Source organism: Mesonia aquimarina (assembly GCF_003667275.1).
In the GTDB taxonomy this organism is placed as follows: domain Bacteria; phylum Bacteroidota; class Bacteroidia; order Flavobacteriales; family Flavobacteriaceae; genus Mesonia; species Mesonia aquimarina.
This window is the reverse complement of sequence record NZ_RCNV01000010.1, coordinates 59,707-78,573: the sequence shown is the minus strand read 5'-3', so window position 1 is coordinate 78,573 and position 18,867 is coordinate 59,707. Positions and strand designations below refer to the sequence as shown.

General features: G+C 33.9%; 21 protein-coding genes and 1 pseudogene. 7 read left to right on the top strand and 15 right to left on the bottom strand.

All coding sequences use genetic code 11. The features are described from left to right. From D9R05_RS12540 to D9R05_RS12520, 5 genes are all read left to right on the top strand, one after another. Entirely contained in the window at positions 1-1,875 is a 1,875-nt protein-coding gene (locus tag D9R05_RS12540) for an alginate lyase family protein (protein ID WP_121667570.1), read from the top strand. Positions 1,876-2,092: 217 nt separating this feature from the next. After that, the gene (locus D9R05_RS12535; RefSeq protein WP_121667569.1) at positions 2,093-3,340 is read left to right on the top strand and encodes a glycosyltransferase family 4 protein; all 1,248 of its coding nucleotides are present in this window, start codon (positions 2,093-2,095) and stop codon (positions 3,338-3,340) included. Between the two features lie 79 nt (positions 3,341-3,419). Next, positions 3,420-3,782: a four helix bundle protein gene (locus D9R05_RS12530; protein WP_317124601.1), complete on the top strand. Its 363-nt coding sequence runs from the start codon at positions 3,420-3,422 to the stop codon at positions 3,780-3,782. A 43-nt stretch (positions 3,783-3,825) separates the two neighbouring features. Next, positions 3,826-4,431, top strand: a complete 606-nt coding sequence (locus tag D9R05_RS12525; RefSeq protein ID WP_121667568.1) for a sugar transferase — start codon at positions 3,826-3,828, stop codon at positions 4,429-4,431. A 389-nt stretch (positions 4,432-4,820) separates the two neighbouring features. Continuing rightward, a complete protein-coding gene (locus D9R05_RS12520; RefSeq protein WP_121667567.1) occupies positions 4,821-5,432 on the top strand; it encodes an acetyltransferase in 612 nt (203 codons plus the stop codon). A gap of 309 nt (positions 5,433-5,741) precedes the next feature. Here D9R05_RS12520 and D9R05_RS12515 read toward each other — a convergent pair whose 3' ends face one another. Then, positions 5,742-6,047, bottom strand: coding sequence for a GIY-YIG nuclease family protein (locus D9R05_RS12515; RefSeq protein WP_121667566.1), 306 nt, complete (start codon positions 6,045-6,047; stop codon positions 5,742-5,744). 1,530 nt (positions 6,048-7,577) lie between these two features. Here D9R05_RS12515 and D9R05_RS15795 point away from each other — a divergent pair. Then, positions 7,578-7,691, top strand: a pseudogene (locus D9R05_RS15795) (IS110 family transposase); the annotation flags it as partial. Between the two features lie 46 nt (positions 7,692-7,737). Here D9R05_RS15795 and D9R05_RS12500 read toward each other — a convergent pair. The 13 genes from D9R05_RS12500 to D9R05_RS12445 form a co-directional block, all read right to left on the bottom strand. Beyond that, positions 7,738-8,151, bottom strand: coding sequence for a type II toxin-antitoxin system VapC family toxin (locus D9R05_RS12500; RefSeq protein ID WP_121667564.1), 414 nt, complete (start codon positions 8,149-8,151; stop codon positions 7,738-7,740). Beyond that, entirely contained in the window at positions 8,148-8,393 is a 246-nt protein-coding gene (locus D9R05_RS12495) for a DUF6364 family protein (RefSeq protein WP_121667563.1), read from the bottom strand. The genes D9R05_RS12500 and D9R05_RS12495 overlap by 4 nt, the downstream gene beginning before the upstream one ends. 431 nt (positions 8,394-8,824) lie before the next feature. Further along, positions 8,825-9,115: a type II toxin-antitoxin system RelE/ParE family toxin gene (locus D9R05_RS12490; RefSeq protein ID WP_240463056.1), complete on the bottom strand. Its 291-nt coding sequence runs from the start codon at positions 9,113-9,115 to the stop codon at positions 8,825-8,827. A gap of 13 nt (positions 9,116-9,128) precedes the next feature. Further along, positions 9,129-9,350 (bottom strand): hypothetical protein, encoded by a 222-nt coding sequence (locus D9R05_RS12485; protein WP_121667561.1) that lies wholly within the window; start codon positions 9,348-9,350, stop codon positions 9,129-9,131. Between the two features lie 111 nt (positions 9,351-9,461). Next, complete coding sequence (locus D9R05_RS12480) at positions 9,462-9,767, bottom strand: type II toxin-antitoxin system RelE/ParE family toxin (protein WP_121667560.1); 306 nt, start codon at positions 9,765-9,767, stop codon at positions 9,462-9,464. Further along, positions 9,767-9,985: a hypothetical protein gene (locus D9R05_RS12475; RefSeq protein WP_121667559.1), complete on the bottom strand. Its 219-nt coding sequence runs from the start codon at positions 9,983-9,985 to the stop codon at positions 9,767-9,769. The genes D9R05_RS12480 and D9R05_RS12475 overlap by 1 nt, the downstream gene beginning before the upstream one ends. 89 nt (positions 9,986-10,074) lie before the next feature. Beyond that, on the bottom strand, positions 10,075-10,761 hold the full coding sequence (locus D9R05_RS12470; RefSeq protein WP_121667558.1) for an RloB family protein: 687 nt from the start codon (positions 10,759-10,761) through the stop codon (positions 10,075-10,077). Then, on the bottom strand, positions 10,761-12,077 hold the full coding sequence (locus D9R05_RS12465; protein ID WP_121667557.1) for an AAA family ATPase: 1,317 nt from the start codon (positions 12,075-12,077) through the stop codon (positions 10,761-10,763). The genes D9R05_RS12470 and D9R05_RS12465 overlap by 1 nt, the downstream gene beginning before the upstream one ends. 345 nt (positions 12,078-12,422) lie before the next feature. Further along, on the bottom strand, positions 12,423-12,593 hold the full coding sequence (locus tag D9R05_RS15525) for a hypothetical protein (RefSeq protein WP_162984984.1): 171 nt from the start codon (positions 12,591-12,593) through the stop codon (positions 12,423-12,425). Then, positions 12,583-12,816 (bottom strand): hypothetical protein, encoded by a 234-nt coding sequence (locus D9R05_RS12460; RefSeq protein WP_121667556.1) that lies wholly within the window; start codon positions 12,814-12,816, stop codon positions 12,583-12,585. The genes D9R05_RS15525 and D9R05_RS12460 overlap by 11 nt, the downstream gene beginning before the upstream one ends. A gap of 10 nt (positions 12,817-12,826) precedes the next feature. Then, positions 12,827-13,222, bottom strand: coding sequence for a DUF5675 family protein (locus D9R05_RS15645; protein WP_121667629.1), 396 nt, complete (start codon positions 13,220-13,222; stop codon positions 12,827-12,829). A 1-nt stretch (position 13,223) separates the two neighbouring features. Further along, positions 13,224-13,979, bottom strand: coding sequence for a hypothetical protein (locus tag D9R05_RS12450; RefSeq protein WP_121667555.1), 756 nt, complete (start codon positions 13,977-13,979; stop codon positions 13,224-13,226). Between the two features lie 1,773 nt (positions 13,980-15,752). Further along, positions 15,753-16,595 (bottom strand): RteC domain-containing protein, encoded by an 843-nt coding sequence (locus tag D9R05_RS12445; RefSeq protein ID WP_240463054.1) that lies wholly within the window; start codon positions 16,593-16,595, stop codon positions 15,753-15,755. 141 nt (positions 16,596-16,736) lie between these two features. Between D9R05_RS12445 and D9R05_RS12440 the strand changes: the two genes are divergently transcribed. Beyond that, entirely contained in the window at positions 16,737-17,438 is a 702-nt protein-coding gene (locus D9R05_RS12440) for a LytR/AlgR family response regulator transcription factor (protein ID WP_121667554.1), read from the top strand. Positions 17,439-18,069: 631 nt separating this feature from the next. Here D9R05_RS12440 and D9R05_RS12430 read toward each other — a convergent pair. Beyond that, the gene (locus tag D9R05_RS12430; protein WP_121667553.1) at positions 18,070-18,303 is read right to left on the bottom strand and encodes a hypothetical protein; all 234 of its coding nucleotides are present in this window, start codon (positions 18,301-18,303) and stop codon (positions 18,070-18,072) included. Positions 18,304-18,867: the final 564 nt, after the last annotated feature.

Below are 18,867 nucleotides of genomic sequence, written 5' to 3'. Positions count from 1 at the left end.
ATGAAATATTTTGATTTATTAAATAACATGGGGCTACGTTATGTAAGCTTCCGTGTACAATATGCCTTAGCACAAAAGTTCGGTGTGCATAAAAAAAAGTTCCCGGTAGATCCTTCGTTTACGAAATATATTGATCTCCAGGGCTGGCGAAAAAATACGCCTCCTTTTTTCTTTCGAGGGAAAGAAGAAATACAAGCTCCGGTCAATTTAACAAAAGAACTTGAACGACGTGTTGCTAAAATTAAACAAGGAGAAGTTTGTTTTTTTAGTAGATCTTGGAAAAGATTGGATTCAACAAATCCTTGGCATACCAATCCGGATTCAGGCTATCATTATGCTAAAGATGTCCATTGGACACAAGTGCAAGATTACTCCAAGGAAGCAGGTGATATCAAATTTGTATGGGAAAAAGCACGCTTTTCTTGGTTGTATGATGTTATTCGTTATGATTATCATAGTAAAGAAAATCAAGCAAAATTTGTCTTTGATCAACTGGAAGATTTTATTGATCAAAACCCTATTAATCAGGGCCCTCAATACAAATGTAGTCAGGAGATCAGTTTACGAGTCTTAAATTGGACCTATGCGCTCTATTATTATAAAGATGATGAATACTTAACGGAAAGGCTTTTTCAGAAAATAATGCACAGCATATACTGGCAAGTGCATCACGTCTATCACAATATTAATTTTTCTCGTATTGCGGTTCGAAATAATCATGCCATTACGGAAACATTAATGTTATACCTTTCCGGGAAATTATTCCCTTTTTTTCCGGAGGGAGAAAACTGGAGTAAGAAAGGAAAAAAATGGTTTGAAGAAGAGGTTGCTTATCAAATATATCCGGACGGCACGTTTCTGCAATTCAGTATGAATTACCATCGGGTTGTGATACAGTTGTTAACCTGGGGTATTCGTTTAAGCGAATTGAATAAAGATGGCTTTTCTGAAGTGGTGTATAAACGGGCAAAGTCTTCTTTATATTATTTAGAAAGCTGTATGGATCCGATAAGTGGAAAAATGCCAAATTATGGGAGTAACGACGGAGCGCTGTTTATTAAATTGAATGATGATGATTATCAAGTATACCGCTCGCAACTCGATGATTTAAAACAAGTACTAAGAAGTCCGATTTCTAATTTAAGTGAGAGTCAGTTTTGGTATGGTTTTTCGAAACAAGAAATTGAAATACATCAAAACCAACAACCTAGACGAGAAGTAAGATTATTTAAGGATGGAGGTTATGCAGTTTTACAAGAAAATACTACAAGAACATTTTTACGCTGTGGGCAATACAAAGACCGACCTGCTCAAGCAGATAATAATCATTTGGATATTTGGCATGAGGGAATCAATTACCTAAGAGATGCCGGTTCGTATAAATATAATACAGGCCTTGACGAACTGGATTATTTTATGGGAACAAAAGGACATAATACTGTAAAGTTGAGTGGTGAAAATCAAATGGAAAAAGGAGGGCGTTTTATTTGGTATCATTGGATTAAAAATGCTTTATTAAAAACTAAACAAACTGATAAATATACCGTGCTACGGGGATCTTTTGAAGGTTTTAAACAAATCAAAAAAGAGCTTTGGCATCACCGCGAAGTAATAAAGGATCATTCAAGTTTATCTTGGGAGATAATTGACACTTTTGAAGGAGAGGGGAATTTGCAAAAGGAAATTTTTTGGCATCCTAATCCTTCCCAATTAGATAACCTGCATATTGAGGTAACGGACTTAGAGGGAAAAAAAATAGCTTTAATAGAAAATGAAGGTTGGTATTCGGGGTATTATGGAGTAAAAGAACAGGCAATGTATTGGAGTGCTAAAAGCACAAAGGGCTTTATAACAAGAATCAAAATAAAAGATTAATTACCTGTCATTCTGAACGAAGTCAAAGCGCAGTGAAGAATCTTATTTTGGAAACATGTCATTCTGAATGTAAAGAAGTGTAATGAAGAATCTCTTCGTTTCGGAAATAAAAGATTTCTCCTACCTCGGAATGACATTCTTAAAAAGAAAGCACATTAAATACAAGTTTAACCCTCGGATTACAGAGAAGTTAATTTTATAAAGAATAGCAAAATAAATGCGCATACTACTTATACATCAATATTTTTTAGAAAAGGACGAAGGTGGAGGTTCACGGTTTAATGAAATGACCCGCTTATGGCAAGAACAAGGTCATGAAATTACAGTTCTAGCCGGGATGGTAAATTATACAACAGGGAAAAAACCTAAACGTTATCAAGGAAAATACTTTTATAAAGATCTAAACTTTTATGAGAAATTAGATGTGATTCGTTGCCATGTGTCCGAAAGTTACAATGTGAATTTTCTAGGCAGGCTTTGGGGGTATTTCTCCTTTATGTTTTCTGCTATATGGGCAGGTCTCTTTAATACGGAAAAGAAATTTGATATTATCTTAGTGACTTCCCCTCCTTTATTTGTGGGAGCATCAGCCTACGTGCTTTCTCGATTAAAACGTATTCCCTTTGTTTTTGAAGTGCGCGACCTTTGGCCTGAATCGGCTATTGATACCGGTGTGTTAACAAATAAATGGATCATTAAAATGGCCTATGCATTTGAAAACTTTATGTATAAAAGAGCAAAGCGCATAAATGTATTAACCCCGGCTTTTCGGGAAAAACTGATTCAAAAAGGCGTACCGAAAGAAAAGATATGTTTTATACCGAATGCAGCCGATTTTAGCTTAGCCGAAAAGGTACAAGAAAATTTTGACCCTCAAAATTTTAAAAAAGAATTAGGTTTAGAAAACAAATTTGTGATTACCTATGTAGGAGCTCACGGGGTAGCCAACCATTTAATTCAATTGATTGAAGCTGCAGAATTATTGAAAGATATTCCCGTAGTATTTCAATTCATCGGAAGTGGAATGCAAAAAGAAATGTTGCAACAAGAAGTTGAACAAAGGAAACTTTCTAATGTGATTTTTCGAGATCCGGTAGCAAAAGCTGAAGTGTTTAAATATATTTTAGCGTCAGATATGGGTACATCCGTATTAAAAAAAGTAGATACGTTTAAAACCATTTACTCAAATAAGACGTTTGATTATATGTCCTGTAAAAAACCAATTTTATTGGCTATAGATGGCGTGTCAAGAACACTGGTGGAAGAAGCCGATTGCGGAGTCTATGTCGAACCGGAAAATCCCACAGACATCGCTGAAAAGGTCAGAAAATTATACAATACACCCCACGAACAATTACATCTAATGGGCCAAAATGGATATACCTATGCCAAAAAACATTTTGATCGCTCTTTCTTGGCGAATAAGTACCTCACAGAATTAGAAAAAGTAGTGGGAAGAAGATAGTGACTAGGAACTTGGTAATGGTGATTAGGAACTAGGGATTAGAAATTAGGAGTTAGTAAATAGAAGTGAATAAAATCGAATGATTAGAACACATAAAGATTTAAAGGTTTGGAAGAAGTCAATAAGCTTAGTTACTCAAATTTATTCATCCACACAATCTTTCCCTAAGGAAGAAATATATGGTTTAACAAATCAAATACGAAGAGCTGCAGTTTCTGTGTCATCAAATATATCTGAAGGAGCTGCTCGACAAACAAATAAAGAATTTATTCAGTTTTTGTATATTGCTTTAGGAAGTAATTCAGAATTAGAAACACAGTTGTTAATTGCCCATAACTTAAATTATATAAGTAATAATGATTATGAAAACTGCAATAAACAAGTTGATGAAATCGGAAAAATGCTGAGCGGTCTTATTTCTTATAGAAAATCAAAATCCTAGTCCTAATTTCTAGTCCCTAGTTCCTAGTATCTAACACTTAAAAATGTACAAAAACTTCCTCAAACCCCTTATCGATTTCATTGCAGCACTATTAGGCTTACTCATTTTAAGCCCAATTTTTATTTTCGTTTGGGTGGGATTGTTGATTGCCAATAACGGGAAGCCTTTTTTCTTTCAACGCCGTCCGGGGAAAAATGAACGTATTTTTAGCATCATCAAGTTTAAGACGATGAATGATAAAAAGGATGCTAAAGGGAATTTATTGCCCGATGCTGAACGTTTAACGAATATCGGTAAATTTGTTAGAAAGACATCGCTAGATGAAATTCCGCAATTAATCAACGTCCTAAAAGGGGATATGAGCTTAATCGGCCCACGCCCTTTATTACCGCAGTATCTGCCTTTATATAATAAAGAACAAAAAAAACGCCACCAAGTACGCCCGGGGATTACAGGTTGGGCGCAAGTCAACGGACGAAATGCAATTTCGTGGACAAAGAAATTCGAATATGACGTATGGTACGTAGAGCACCTTAGTTTTCTATTGGATGTAAAAATACTATTCAAGACGATAAAAAAGGTATTTATATCCGAAGGAATTAATACAGCAGGACAAGCCACAACTACTGCGTTTAATGGGGATAATTGATAAAGTAAATTAAATAAATCTTTTTGTGAAAAATACTAGGGTTTACGGATGTATTGTAGCCATTTGGCCTATCGAAAAAAGAATTGAAAATCAAGGAAGCAGCACGGTTATGGGATGAAAATCTGTTTGAGACCGATCGATAGGGAGGTTGAGTTATTTTCATTCGTGGCGGTGGGTTCCGTAGTATTTTTTTATATTTTTTTCGTAAGCCTAGACTTTTTTCTTAGTTTTTGCGGCAATAGCAAAAAGTAATGATTTTTAATGTAGTTTCTTTTGTAGCTAACTGACCTGAAGAAATATATTATTTTATGAATGAATCTTCACTTAGAGAACACCTAAACCATAGTTAGATTAGTTGAATAAGTAGTAATATTTTAAATAAGGTTGTGATGACTAAAAAAAATAAAATAAGCATATACGGAGCCAGTGGTCACACCAAAGTAATAATCGATTGTATTCAATCGAATCCCAGTTGTGAACTCGCCTATTTATTTGATGATGATATTAGTTTAGAAAACTTACAGGCTAAAACAATAAGCATAGCAACACCTGAAAGGTTGCGAGAGTATCCAATACTTATTGGGATTGGAAAAAATAAAATACGAAAAAAAATTGCTGAAAAGCTAACATCTCCAATTGCCGGTGCTGTAGTTCACCATAATGCGATTACTTCTCCATCCTGTAAAATTAACCAAGGAAGTGTTGTGATGCCGGGAGCTATTATCAATGCTGATGCTAAGATTGGAAAACATGCAATTATCAATACCGGGGCGATTATAGAACACGATTGTAAGATTGGAGATTATGCCCATATATCACCCAATGCCGCTTTAGCAGGTAATGTAAGTGTAGGGGAGGGTACTCAAATTGGTATTGGAGCACAAGTTATCCAAGGAATACGTATAGGAAAATGGTGTACAATCGGCGCCGGCGCAGTGATTATAAAAGATATTCCCGATGGCGCTACAGTTGTAGGGAATCCGGGTAGAGTAATTAAGTAACAGTAAGGGAGTCAAACAATCTGTAACTTTCTCTTCATAACAAAAAGATAGTTCGACTCCGTCTTTATAAGAAAGATTCTTCACTCCGTTTTACTTCGTTCTGAATGACAGTATTCAAGTGTCATTGGCTAGGCCGAACCACTTTGTTAGGTTTCCGAGTTTGCGAGGAATCTGCTTATTCTTTAACCAAAAGATTCTTCGTTTCGCTGCGCTTCACTCTGAATGACAGTAGTCGAGTGTCATTTTGAGCGCAATGCAATGAAGCCGAAAAATCTGTCTCTTTTAAAACAGAAAGATGCTTAATGACATTTATATAGCCTCATTTAAAAACTTCCAGTCTTTATTAAACTCTGTAATTAACTTTTCTTTTTTAGTTCTTGACCAGCCTTTTAATTGTTTCTCTCGAAGAATAGCACTTTCGATTTGATCAAAATGTTCATAATAGATTAAATAATAACAATTATAGCGCTTAGTAAACGCGTTAGAGGATGTTTCAGGATTACGATGTAGATATATACGCTTTTCTAAATTTTGAGTGACACCAATATAAAGAACAGTTTTATTCTTATTTGTTAGGATATAGACATAGTAATTATGTGTACCTAAAGTTTTCATAGTTTAAATATACTAAATTCTTGTATGTCATTTCGAGCGAAGCGCAGTGAAGCCGAGAAATCTTCTTCTTTCTTTACAAAAAGATATTTCGACTCCGTTCCGTCGCTCAATATGACAGTAATCAAGTGTCATTGGCTAGGCCGAACTACTTCGTTAGGTTTCCGAGTTTGCGAGGAATCTGCTTATTCCGTTACAAAAGATTCTTCACTCCGTTTTACTTCGTTCTGAATGACAGTATTCAAGTGTCACTCTGAGCGAAATGTAATAAAGCCGAAGAGTCTGTAGCTTCACAACAAAGAGATATTTCGACTCCGTTCCGTCGCTCAATATGACAGTATTCAAGTGTCATTGGCTAGGCCGAACTACTTCGTTAGGTTTCCGAGTTTGCGAGGAATCTGCTTATTCCGTTACAAAAGATTCTTCACTCCGTTTTACTTCGTTCTGAATGACAGTAAGCAAGTGTCACTCTGAGCGAAATGTAATAAAGCCGAAGAGTCTGTAGCTTCATAACAAAAAGATATTTCGACTCCGTTCCGTCGCTCAATATGACAGTAATCAAGTATTCCCCCTCCCGATAGCTATCGAGGAGGGGGCTAGGGGGATTCTTTGGAAAACGGTAGTGGGGTGATGTGATAGTTATGAGTTATGAATGTTGATTGTTGGAAGCTAGAAGCTGGAAGAGTTTAATGTGTTAATTTGAAAATGAAGCTGTCACACTGAGCTTGTCGAAGTGTTTTGAAGTTGAAAAATATTTTTAGAAGCAGACTTACGGCGTATAGCCTAAAGCGTCTTATCTGAACAATCAACACTTTAAACATAAAAAAATTAAATCTTATCTTTGTGATACCTTATTCCCGATAGTCCCTGATTTATCAAACTATCGGGTTTTGATTTTTACACCTATATGTACTTTTATAACTGAATTAACAGAACTTAATTTTAGAGGTGTTATAGCATTTTGATTATGCTCAAATTAATCTAAGTAGAAGAAGTTTTTAAAAAATAGACTAATTAAGGTTATTTTTGGCGTTAAGCTTCCTGTTTTTTTTCTCGGTAATTAACATTTGTAAAATGATGCTGTTTTTTTGGAACTGATATAGTAAAATTCTTCGCTTTGCTTTATCATCCTCTTCCGAAATGTAGATCGAAATTGATTCAATTCGGCTTATGTAGGTCTTAATTTGTTCTATTAGTCTGGCGTAAGAGAATAGTTTGACATTCATTTTCTTAGGTTTTACGAATACGGGTCGAGTAGATAAGAGGGTTTCATCACGAGTCGCTAACAGCACCGTATGAGACACTCTCCCATCATATAGCCCCTCTAATTTTATTTACATATATAGGTTGTTCCTTTTAATATAGTAGGAGTAATACTATAAGGTGGTATCATTTGATACTATCAAAGGTATAATCATTTATCTATGAATAGCAATTGAAAACGTATTTTTTGAATTGGGGATTACTCTTTATATACGTTTCGCATACACACAACTAGTCGACTTAGCATCAAAAAAAATTCTTTTTAATTATAAGCTAATGACTTTAATTACCGTATCCAACAAACTATTAAAGCAAGCTTTTGCCATAGCGAAATCAAGACTAACTTATGACGATTCTCATAAAAGTGTTTTAATAAAAAATTAATGAGTTTTTACTTGTTTTTTCCACAGTACTTTGTTAGCCACTGGCATTATTTTCTTGCTAAAAATTCTCTTGCTGTTAAAACGGGTAATTTAGAATTTTTAAAACCCTTTTTATTTCTTGTAATGATAATATCAACATCATTTTCAATAGCGGAATAATATTGAAGCCCATCCTCGAAATCCGGAAAGGTTTCATCACTCAAAGCAAGCTCAGTTATTTTATCATCTAAACTTAATAACTCGACAAGTACTTTAAATTTTCTCAAAATTTCTCTAGCTTCTTTTGCAGATTTTAATTTTGTCAAAATATAATTTGTATTAGCAAAAGTGAGTGATGAAATCGTAAGCTTCAACTGCTTTTTATCTGCTTGGGAAAATAAATTAGCTGCGTCATCATAAAAATCCTTTCTTTTAGAAAGTAAATCAATTACGATATTTGTATCAATTAATATTTTTCTCATTTATATTTCTCCATTAAGTATTCAGTATATTCATCCTTAATATCTATATCATTCTCGATTGAGATGACACCGCTCAGACTTTTCACTAAAGGTGTAATCTCACTTTCCTTTTTTTCTTTTTTAGTCAAAGTACCTAAATAAGACTCTATCAATTTAGATAAACTGATATTATTAGACTTAGCATAATGTTTAGCAGTTTCAATGATTTTCTCATTCAAACTTAATGTGAGTTTTTTATCCATAACAAAATGTTTTACGTGCAAATATATTAATTTGTTACGTAAATTTTGCGTTTTGATGAATTTTTTGCTTGTGGCTAACGGCAGTCTGTCTCAAAACTACCTAATTAGTGGTTGAAAATACTTACAATTTAGTTTCAAACCAAAAACCGATGTTACCCGGTTTTTTAATACCAACATCCCCAAACCTGTTTTTTTAGATCTATATGCGCTAAAAGTTCACTTATGGTTTCTTTTAAGATTCCTTGTAGAAGCTCCTTGAGTCGAGTGCTAGTTTTTGCCTAGCGCTTAGCTCTGCACATAAACATTCTTTCCTAAAACAGACTAATCCCCATAGTAGGCTAACCGACCGACAACCGGTTCAGTTAACAAGGTGTTCATGTTAGGTCGTACCGACCACACGAACGCTAGTTATTGTGTTACGTTTTTTTCGGTTATATTTCCTTGTTTAACATTTTTGGTTTTTGTCGTGTGTCAACTATGGTAACCACGTTAATTCGTTTTGAGTTAAACCGATAATATAAAGTGGTTTGTTTAGTTACAACGCATCTTCTTAATCCTTTTCTTTTATTGGATTCGGGAAAAGCTTCAGGTTGATGTTTTATAATATCAATACAATCGTCTAATTTTGAGATAAATTCATTCTTTACATCCACAGACCATTTTTCGATAAGATAATCGAAAAGTTTATCCAGTTTCTTTTGGACTGTTTTTTGAAATAGCAACTTTTCTATTCACTTATCGGTGTTTTTCCATAAATGATTCATAGTCTGTTACTTCTCCATTTTTAATTTCCAACAAGGCCTTATCGATTTCCTCTTTTTGTTCAACAGGTAAATCATCCCAAAAATCCGCTGTTTTATCCTTTTTGAAAATCTTTTTTATAGATTCAATTATTTTAGGATTTTCAGTTTCCAAAAGAAGTTTGGCTAAATGTATTTTCTCGGCTTGAATATTCATCACAATTCATATTTATTTTAAAAATAAGAATTAAAGCCCGAAATTTTGTTCTGAAAACGAATCTTTTAAATGAAGACCAACAGTATGATATAACATTTAACCAAGGGACTTTTATTCAATGTCCTTTTTTAATTTATCGAGATTTTGCCTTGTATCAAATATTGTAACAATTTCTACTTCACCCTCTTGGCTTACTATTCTGTAGTAAAAAGTAGTTTGTTTTGTCACTACACATTTATAAAGTCCATTAAATTCAGTTGATTGTGGACAACTATTTGGCTGGTAAGATATTTGTTTTATTTTTTCAGTCAGTTTGGAAATAAACCTATCACGGGTTTTTAGGTTCCAATTTTCTAACAAATATTCGGATAATTTAATGAGTTTTGATTCGGCAAGTTCAGATAAAAATACTTTCATTAAGAAATTTTCTTTAAAAAGGACTCATACGATACTCTTTTTCCATTATCCAATTCATTAATTCCTTGTTTAATTTCTTTTTGTTCAGATAGACTTAATTCGTTCCAAAAGTCAATTTTTTCCTTTTTTACAAAATCCGCAACTCTTTGGATAAAATCCGCATTTTCATTATCCATAATAGTTTTTAAGAGTTCAAGTTTTGTTGTTTGAATATCCATCGTTAATTTTCTTTAAATTCAAATTTACGAAAAATTTTGTTCAGTTTAATTTTCTTCAAGCATAAAGGTAACCTTTAACCAAGGTACTTTTATGGTCTACAGTTTTTATTTAAAAACTCTACTAATTCATAAACCAGTGTTATTGGATTTTGTTCATGAAAGCTTAGCCCTTTTTGATTCTCATATAGTTTTTTTGCTCTTTCAATTGCCTTTTCTTGAGAAGCATTTTCATCAGACTCTAAACGAGAGTAGGATTTTAGGCAGAAGTCATACTTTTTTCCTTCTTTTTCATAATTACAATCCCACATATTCCCTAATTGCCTATAGTAAAATATTCTATGATTTTTTTGGTCTGTAAAGTTATAGTGCAAATAGAACCAAAGTTCAAAACAGTCATTCGAATAAGCTAACTTATAACTTTTTGAATTACCACTTTCTATTGCATTATCAAAGTCGGCAAACTCTTTTTCTTCTTGCCTGACGTCCATATCGAATACACACCAAATACTATCAAATTTAACAGTAGCGTTGTTTACAATGTTTTCGGTAGCTTCTATTAATTTTAATTTGCTTTGACCTCCTACATTTACAGTTTTTACTGTTAAGGATAATACGGGAAATGATTCAAAATAAAGCGTTTCTGTTTGACCTTCAGCAACAATAAGAATTGTTTTATTTACATCTTTGGTTTCAATTTCATAAATTGAGGGCTTAACCTTTTTTAACCAGGCCTTTTTTCTATCGGTTTTCTTTATTGCTTTGGTTTTTTTTGGCATTATTCAGCGAAATTTAAGATTTTTTTGAAATTACCCAAAAAAGGAATAGCCCCATATTTCCCTTGAATATAATCTTTTTCAAATGTTGCGTTATTTCTAATCCCTTTAAACTGAACAAGAGAATATAGATGACTTGCTCCATATTTATCTTTTTCAGTAAACTCAATTTGATCTCTTCTCAATAAATCAGATGATAAAAGGTTAGTGTCGTGCGTTGTAAAAATTAATTGTGCTCCTATATTATCTTTTGAATTAAAAAGTTCAAGTATCTTTTTCGTCAATAACGGATGAAATCTAGCATCAAACTCATCAATAATAATAGTTTTTTGTTCTTTTAAAGCTTGATAAATAAATGGACTTAACTCAAAAAGTTTCTGAGTACCTTCAGATTCATGTAAACCAAAAGAGAACTGTTCATCCTCTACAAACTTTTTGTTTTTATCAAATTTTTTTCTTGATGAAATTAGAAGTTTTCTTTTTTTTGATTTATCGAAGTCTTTTTTTATGTCATGCTCTAAATCGTCTGGTAAATCATCAGATGAAATTTCAATAGCATTTAAATCTTCTATACCAATATCTCCATATTTGAGGAAATCTAAAATATATTTTTTCTTATTATCATCCTTTAAAGACTCTCCGGCATATTGATACATCCCTTGATGCCCTAAACCACTAATGATATAGGTTGAAGTCATGCTCTCTATTAATTGTTTAGAAAGTTTAGCAAAGCCAAACGTAGCAAGCGTAGATAAGAATAAAGAATTGTGTCTAAAAATTTCATTTTCTTCAGTACTCTCATCAAATAATAGCGTTTTTAATTTATCTCCTTCAGAAAAATTAGTTTTATCAAGCTCTATTATTTCTTTACCATCTCTAATAAAATAACAGAGTTCTCTTTCGCCTGGTTTTCCATACAACCACTCTGAGTAAATGCTCTCATTGTCTAATTCAAACCCATATCTATATTTCACATTATTATCCCAAAAAATAATCTGAAAAAAACTAGGTTCATTTTCGGTTTCAGTAGAAAGTCTAAATGAATCAATCATACTTAGAACTTTGTCATCTTTTACCGAATTTCTAATAATCCTAAAAAAACTAACAAAAGCTTTGATTACATTACTTTTTCCACTTGCATTAGCCCCATAAATAGCTTTCGATTTTAAAAAAGAAATCTTTTCGATATTCTTCCCTTGAATAACATTATCATTATCAATGTTTTCGAACTTTGATTTTATTTTTGCTGCTGATAAATTTAAGGTGTTAATATCTTTAAATGACCTAAAATTACCAAAGCTAAATTCTTGCAGTTTCATTTTCTTAAATAATTATTTGTAAATATAATTCAAATTTAAGAATAAGAACTGAATTAGATCTTATTTTAAGTAAAACCTTCAATATCTAATGTCAACTTACATAAAAATACCTTCGCACGTGCAAGCTAAACCTAATAAAAATTTTATCCTCTTAGAAGCCAGCCAGTGTTTAACAGGCGTTTTGCACTATATGCCGTAGATAAATTATAGTGATGAAACACCTAAGCATTTTTCAACAACTCCCTTTTCGCTTCAATTTGTGTTTTAATAGATTTAATAGCATTTAGAAAAAAAAGGATCGCCTCTAAGAAACGATCCTTTTACTAACTTCAGTCTATAATCGACTTACTCGTCTTTCTTCCAATAGGTTTTGATAAGAAAGCTGACCATACAACTCACTACTGCGCCAATTGCAGCAAGAATGATGGTTTTCAGAATATCCTCAGAACTCAAGACCGGCAAAATGCTGCAAAGCGTTCCTCCCGCAGTTCCTGATATAAAAAGATTATTCTTCATGCTTCTTCGGTTTTTTAGCTTTATCATCAACCGTTAGTTGACTCACCCCGCTGAGTACCCCTCCGGCAACCGTAAAATAACCGGCTATGGTGGTTATGATACTCGGCAAAGCGACGGGGGCTGCTACAATTGTACCACCGATTCCGGCTAAGCTTAAGCCAATGGTCCGTAAGGTTTTAAAAAACTTCGGAGTTGGCTTCTTTGTTCTTTCTGCTAGTTTCATAAATTAAATGTTAAGAATTAATAATTAGAAATACGGACTCTCTCCGTTTAAGTACCGGGTACAGCAGCTGCTTTACCTGGTGAAACGCAATGCGTGACTGGAGACCCCTTCCGGGGCCACTTAAGCGCTGAACCGGTGCTATGCATCCGCGTAACTCCCGTAAGGCATGATTCGCCGGATGAAACAAGATGAATTCTCTTCCCGGTACATCGAGCACGTGCAAGTGCCACTTAAACTTCGGACTATAGCGCATCTTCAAGCGATACTTTCCTTCGGGTATACACGATTGTGATCGTATATTCTTCTTCCATGGCAGTTCAATGCAATGGCAAATCAGCTTTCCTTGTATAAAAAGGCTGCTGTTGCAGCCTTCTTTAAAGTAGCTTCGTTTTAGAACCAGTTCCATCTTAAACCTGATCAACTAAGATGACAGCCAAGGTATTGAATGCCCCATTTTTAAGAGGGTACATTTCGCCGTTGACTTCCTGAAAAAACTCAACACCCAAGACACCCATTACCGGTAAAACACTGTCAGCTGTTAACGCTGCCGTTAAAGTACTCGTCGCTTGTTCAGTTGTTGAATGCGTAAAAATAGCGGTCTGCTCCATTCCAAAATTGAAGCTGCCTTGTTCAAAATCCAATTCTACTCCCGCCAAACTCAAACGATAGTGGGTGGTTCCTCCGGGTGCCGCAATTCTTACAGCCGGCTGATAAGCGTCTATAGCTACACTAAGTTCTCCCGTGGTGCGGTCTAATGCAGCTACAAAGGGCGTAAAAAATGTAGAGCCTAACTTTCCGTTTTGGTTAAACTCAAACCCATTGATCAGTTGCATGTTCCCGTCTTGAATGCTTCGCTCACCACGAACATTAAGTGCATCGGTTTTAACAACACCTAATAATGCTCGTGTTAAACGTCCTACACAGCGCTTATCTTTGGCGTTTTGCAATAATACCTGTATGGCATTACGGACTAACTTCCCGGCTCTTCCGGCGGTAGCAAATTCTGCATTGTTTTCCCTAGTTCTCTGAAAAGCAGGATCGGTAGCAATACGTTGTGCGCTTACACCTCCTTTTTCGCGCGCTAAATACCCGTCGCCGGTTTTGTAGAAAGAGATTCCTCCAATTGTTCCATTTAATTTGATAATTCCTGTTTGTTTAGCCATAACTAATTGTTTTAGAAATTTACTGTTGAAGAATGATTATTAGCGGCTCATTCTTTTGGCACGGCAAACTTTTTTTGATGCATCGTTAAAAATGTTTACACCACAAAACTGTGAAATATCAAAGCTTCTCTTCCACAAGCTATACCCAAGTGGGGTGTTGATTTAAGATAAGTTTAACGTTTTGTGTTCTGTATCAATATTGCCGGAAGTATGATTATGATTAGCCTATTAGCAGTGGTAAATACTTTGTGATGCTTTTATAAAAAGAGAAGTATAGGCTTAAGATAAAAGAGGGTTGTGAATTTGAAGCTGGAAGAAGTTAATGTGATGATGTGTTGATGGGTTAATTTGGATATGAAGAACATAATATTATTGAGAATACGCTTTGTCATACTGAGCTTGTCGAAGTGTTTTTAATCGTTAAATGAATAATGTTTAATTGAAATGTCATATGGATTATGTCCATGAGTACTTAGTAGTATAAAGTTGGAAGTTGGAAGCGATTGATGAAGTAATGAGTCAATTTGAAAATTTGAAAATGATCTGTCACACTGAGCTTGTCGAAGTTTTTTAATTGTTAAATGAATAATGTTTAATGTTTAAAGTTGGAAGCTTGTTGTTGGACGCTTGAAGAGGTTAATAGAATAATGGCTCAAATTAAATATGAAGTAAAGTCCTGCCTCCTGTTTCTTGCTTCGTGTTTCTATAAAAACTCGCTTACAGCAAATAGCATAACAGCATAACAGCATAACAACAAATTGCATAACAACATAACAACATAGCAACATAACAGCATACAGCTTAACGAATGCTTCAACAGGCTCAGCATGACATTCGTGTTGTTAAAGGTTAAAGGTTTGAAGTTGGAAGTCTCAATTTAAAAACGAAAAAAGTCCTGTTTCGTGTTTCGTGATTCATTTTTCAAAAAAAACAAGCTTACAGCCTAAAGCATATAGCTTTTAAAATGTCACACTGAGCCTGTCGAAGTGTTTTGAAGGTGAAGATTTTTTATAAACTCGCTTACAGCCTACAGCCTATAGCTTACAGCTTATATAATTTAGTTATCAAGTTATGAGTTTTGAGTTTTGAGTTATGAATGAGTGAATGAGTGAAGACGGAAGCTGGATGTTTGAAGGTGGAAGAGATAGATGTGTTAATGAGTTGATGTGTTAATTTGAAAGTTATGAATTTCTATTTCAAATAACCCCGGCCTACAGAAAATAGCTCGTAAAATTTGAAGAAGGGCTGAACGTTAAAAAATAGTCCTGTGGACTATTTTAGTGAGAGAGCCAGCCTGTCGCGTTGGCAATTTTAGGCTGTTTGAGCCGCGATGGTCCCGATAGCTATCGGGCGAGTTCCTAAAATTTAGGAGCCAAACAAAAAATTTAGAGCTAGTTTCTTAAGCCTAGACTTTTAGTGCATCCGACGACCAACGGAAGAGGAATGCATTTTTACAGCAATGGAAATCAACGATTCACGAACACTTAAACAATAATAAAGTGGGTGAGTAAAAAAGTAAAGGAATGAAAGTAATAGTCCATATTTTACAATGTAAACGATAAGAATTTAAAAATTGATAATAAAATTGTTATTCCGAACAATACTGTAAGCTTAACTAATGCTTCGACAGGCTCAGCATGACATTCGTACAGTTGAAGTTTTTTTAGAAACTTGCTTAGCGCTTAGCGCTTAGAGCTTACAGCGAATAGCATAACACCATAACAACCTAAGCCTACAGCCTACAGCCTACAGCCTACAGCCTAAAGCGTATAACTAAGCATCCGCATCTTGCATGCGTTGATGAAGGGAAGTTTTCAGTAAATCTAAAAATTTAAGTTGGTTTATTTTACGAGAACGTAATTCTAAATACGTACGGTAATAATCACCTAATTCAATGTCAAAAACTCGCTCAAAGAGTAGCGCGATTTCATTGATGCTGGCAGTACCACTATTAATAGCACCGGTAGTATGTAGCGCGTAGATAAGCTCAATTAGATCTACTTTGTTGTGCGACCATTTAACAGAGGGAAGTGATTTTTTGGGCTGTTTATAAATAGCATTCTTTTTGTAAATGATATTTTCTATTTCCTGTTGTAAATATACAATTAGCATATCGTAAGCAATAATAGTAGCCACCGAGCTATCATGACTGGTAGAAAATTGCGCGTCGATCACAAAGTGAATGCTATCGGGATGGAGTCGGAGGCTTGCTTTTTTTCGAAGAAAAAATTGATAATCTAAACGGACAGAACCGCGCCGATAATAGTGATAAAACTCCAAGTTTTCATTAAAGTAAGCCTGTAACTTATCTATCTCAGTTTGAAAATACCTTTTTTGTGCTTTAGGACTGCTCCTTGGACGTTTACTTTCAATGGTAAACAGTTTAATGTAATAAATCAGTTTGCTAAGTGCTTGGGGTTTTATTTTTTTAAAGAATAAACATTCATTTTCTTCAGAAGAGAAGTCGTGTTCTACTACTAGGCGACGCATACTGTTAATATAGTGCTTGCTAATCTCCATGCCTTTTTCGGCGCGGGTTAAACTATCATCAATATCAGATTCAATTACTTCCAAGGCTTCTTCTAATTCTAAAAGAAGATTTTTATAGATCAACATAGCATAAAATTTAGAGATGAAGAGATGCAATGTAAATAGAATAGGAGAGAGCAGAGTATGTGAAAACCCTCAATTTAATGTTTAAAAACCATATCCTTTATCCGTTACCCTAATATATGTTTGGGGTTTTGATTTTGATATATGTTAACTTGTCTGGTAATTGCTAAGCACAGTGATAAACTTCAATTGTTGAGAAATCAATTGGAAGCTTTTGATCCGTTCAGCAGGTTCTTTTATCAATCAATTAGTGAAGAAGCATGGTTGCATGAACAAATTATACCTGACGTCATTTATATGTATGTACAAGGAAATCAAGAAGATAATCAAGACTTACTCCAATGTAAAATAGTCTATCCGAAAGCACATATCATTGTAATTTCTTCTTGTAAATCATTAGCCTACTCGGTTTTTAAATATAATCTCCTCCATTTTTTAATTTTTCCTTTTGTTGAGCCGGAGGTAGTGAAGTGTGTTCAAAAAGTTAAACGGCATTGTATTGTAAAGAAGAATACGTTATGTATTCGTTCCTATCGTGATTACCAATACATAAAAATTAATGATATTTTATTTCTAAAAGCTGATAACAATACAACGGATTTTTATATAAATAATATGAAAAGAGTTCATGGGTTTAAAACCCTAAAATCCTATCAGTCTCGCCTACCTTCGGGGTTTTTACGTATTCATAAAAGCTATTTGATTAATACGAATAAAATAAGACGAATAGATTTCGGAAAAAGGAATTGTGAACTTACTGGCTGCCAACAACCCATTCCGTTTTCAAAAAGTTTTACAGAAGAGCTCAACCAACTTAATGAAACTTTGATGAAAAAGGCTTATTAGGATGTTTAGAGATTAATTTGTTGATGTGATAGTTTTGAGTTTTGAATTGAACTGTCACACTGAGCCTGTCGAAGTGTTTTGAATTGTTAAATGAATAATGTTGAATGTTGAATTGAAATATCATACAGATCATGTTCATAAGTACTTAGTAATATAAAGTTGGAAGCTGGATATTGCAAGGGATTGATGCAGTAATGGGTCAATTTGAAAACGAAGGGGCTTTATTTTGTGGCAAGCAAAGATGCGCAAAATTTAAGTTAAGGTTTTATTTTTTTAAAAATACAAAAACCTTTGATTCGGCATCAATTCCGACATAAACTGTGATGCGCTTTTATACAATGGCGTTTATAATTTTTTATTCTTCGGGTTCTTTCTATTTGAAAACAAAGAAACAATCTCAATTGAACTTTTATTAATTCGGTAATAAAGATTATTATGTTTTTCGACTACAGCCTTTCGAATGTTTTTTTTATCGTATGATACCGGGAAAATTTCGGGGGATTTTGAAATCAGTTCTATTTTATGATCTAATTTAGTAGAGAAAGTTCTTAATTCTCTTTAAGTCCATTTATTTTCAAGATATTCAATAGTTTGTCTAAGTTCAGATTTGGCGTGGTCAGTCCACAGTACTTTATAACCACTTTTCATAAATTCCTTTCACGCTTGAGTGAGAAGTCAATTTTCCGTTATCAGCATCTTGAATTCCTTTTTCAATGGACTCTTTTTCACTTGCAGAAATTTCACTCCACCAATCGTTTTTTTCTTTTTCTCTTAATTTCATCAGTTTATCAATCAGTGAAGTATCGTTCAATGTTGATAACCATTGAATTAATTCAATTTTTTTATTTTCTAAACTTAAACCCATAATATCAAAGCTACAAATATAATCTAAACATTCTATTTTTTTAACGTGGATTTTAACTGTTGCCTAATTTCATTGTATTCCGCTTAAAAAACTCGAACTGACACTGGGGCGCTTTTCTAACTGTTTAACTCTTTTACTTGCTACAGAAAAAAAGTCTTGTTTCGTGTTTCTATAAAAACTCGCTTACAGCAAATAGCATAACACCATAACAGCATAGCAACATAACAGCCTACAGCTTAACAAATGCTTCGACAGGCTCAGCATGACATTCGTACTGTGGAATATTTTTTAGAAACATGCTTAGAAATTACAGCTTTTGAATGTTTATTTCTTCAATGATGACTTTTCATCTGTTTTATGATTGTTTAAGTGTTTATGAATCTTCTTCGTCGATCTGGTTACACAAATATCAATTGCACTAACTTGCAGAAATTGATCAACAAGTTAACGAGCATAGCATATGCAAGTCCTAGAGCATATGATTTTGCTTTTTCAAAAATCACTTCACCCTTAAAAAGAGTCCATTCACTTCCAGTACAAGAACACTCACTAAGTCCTTTTATT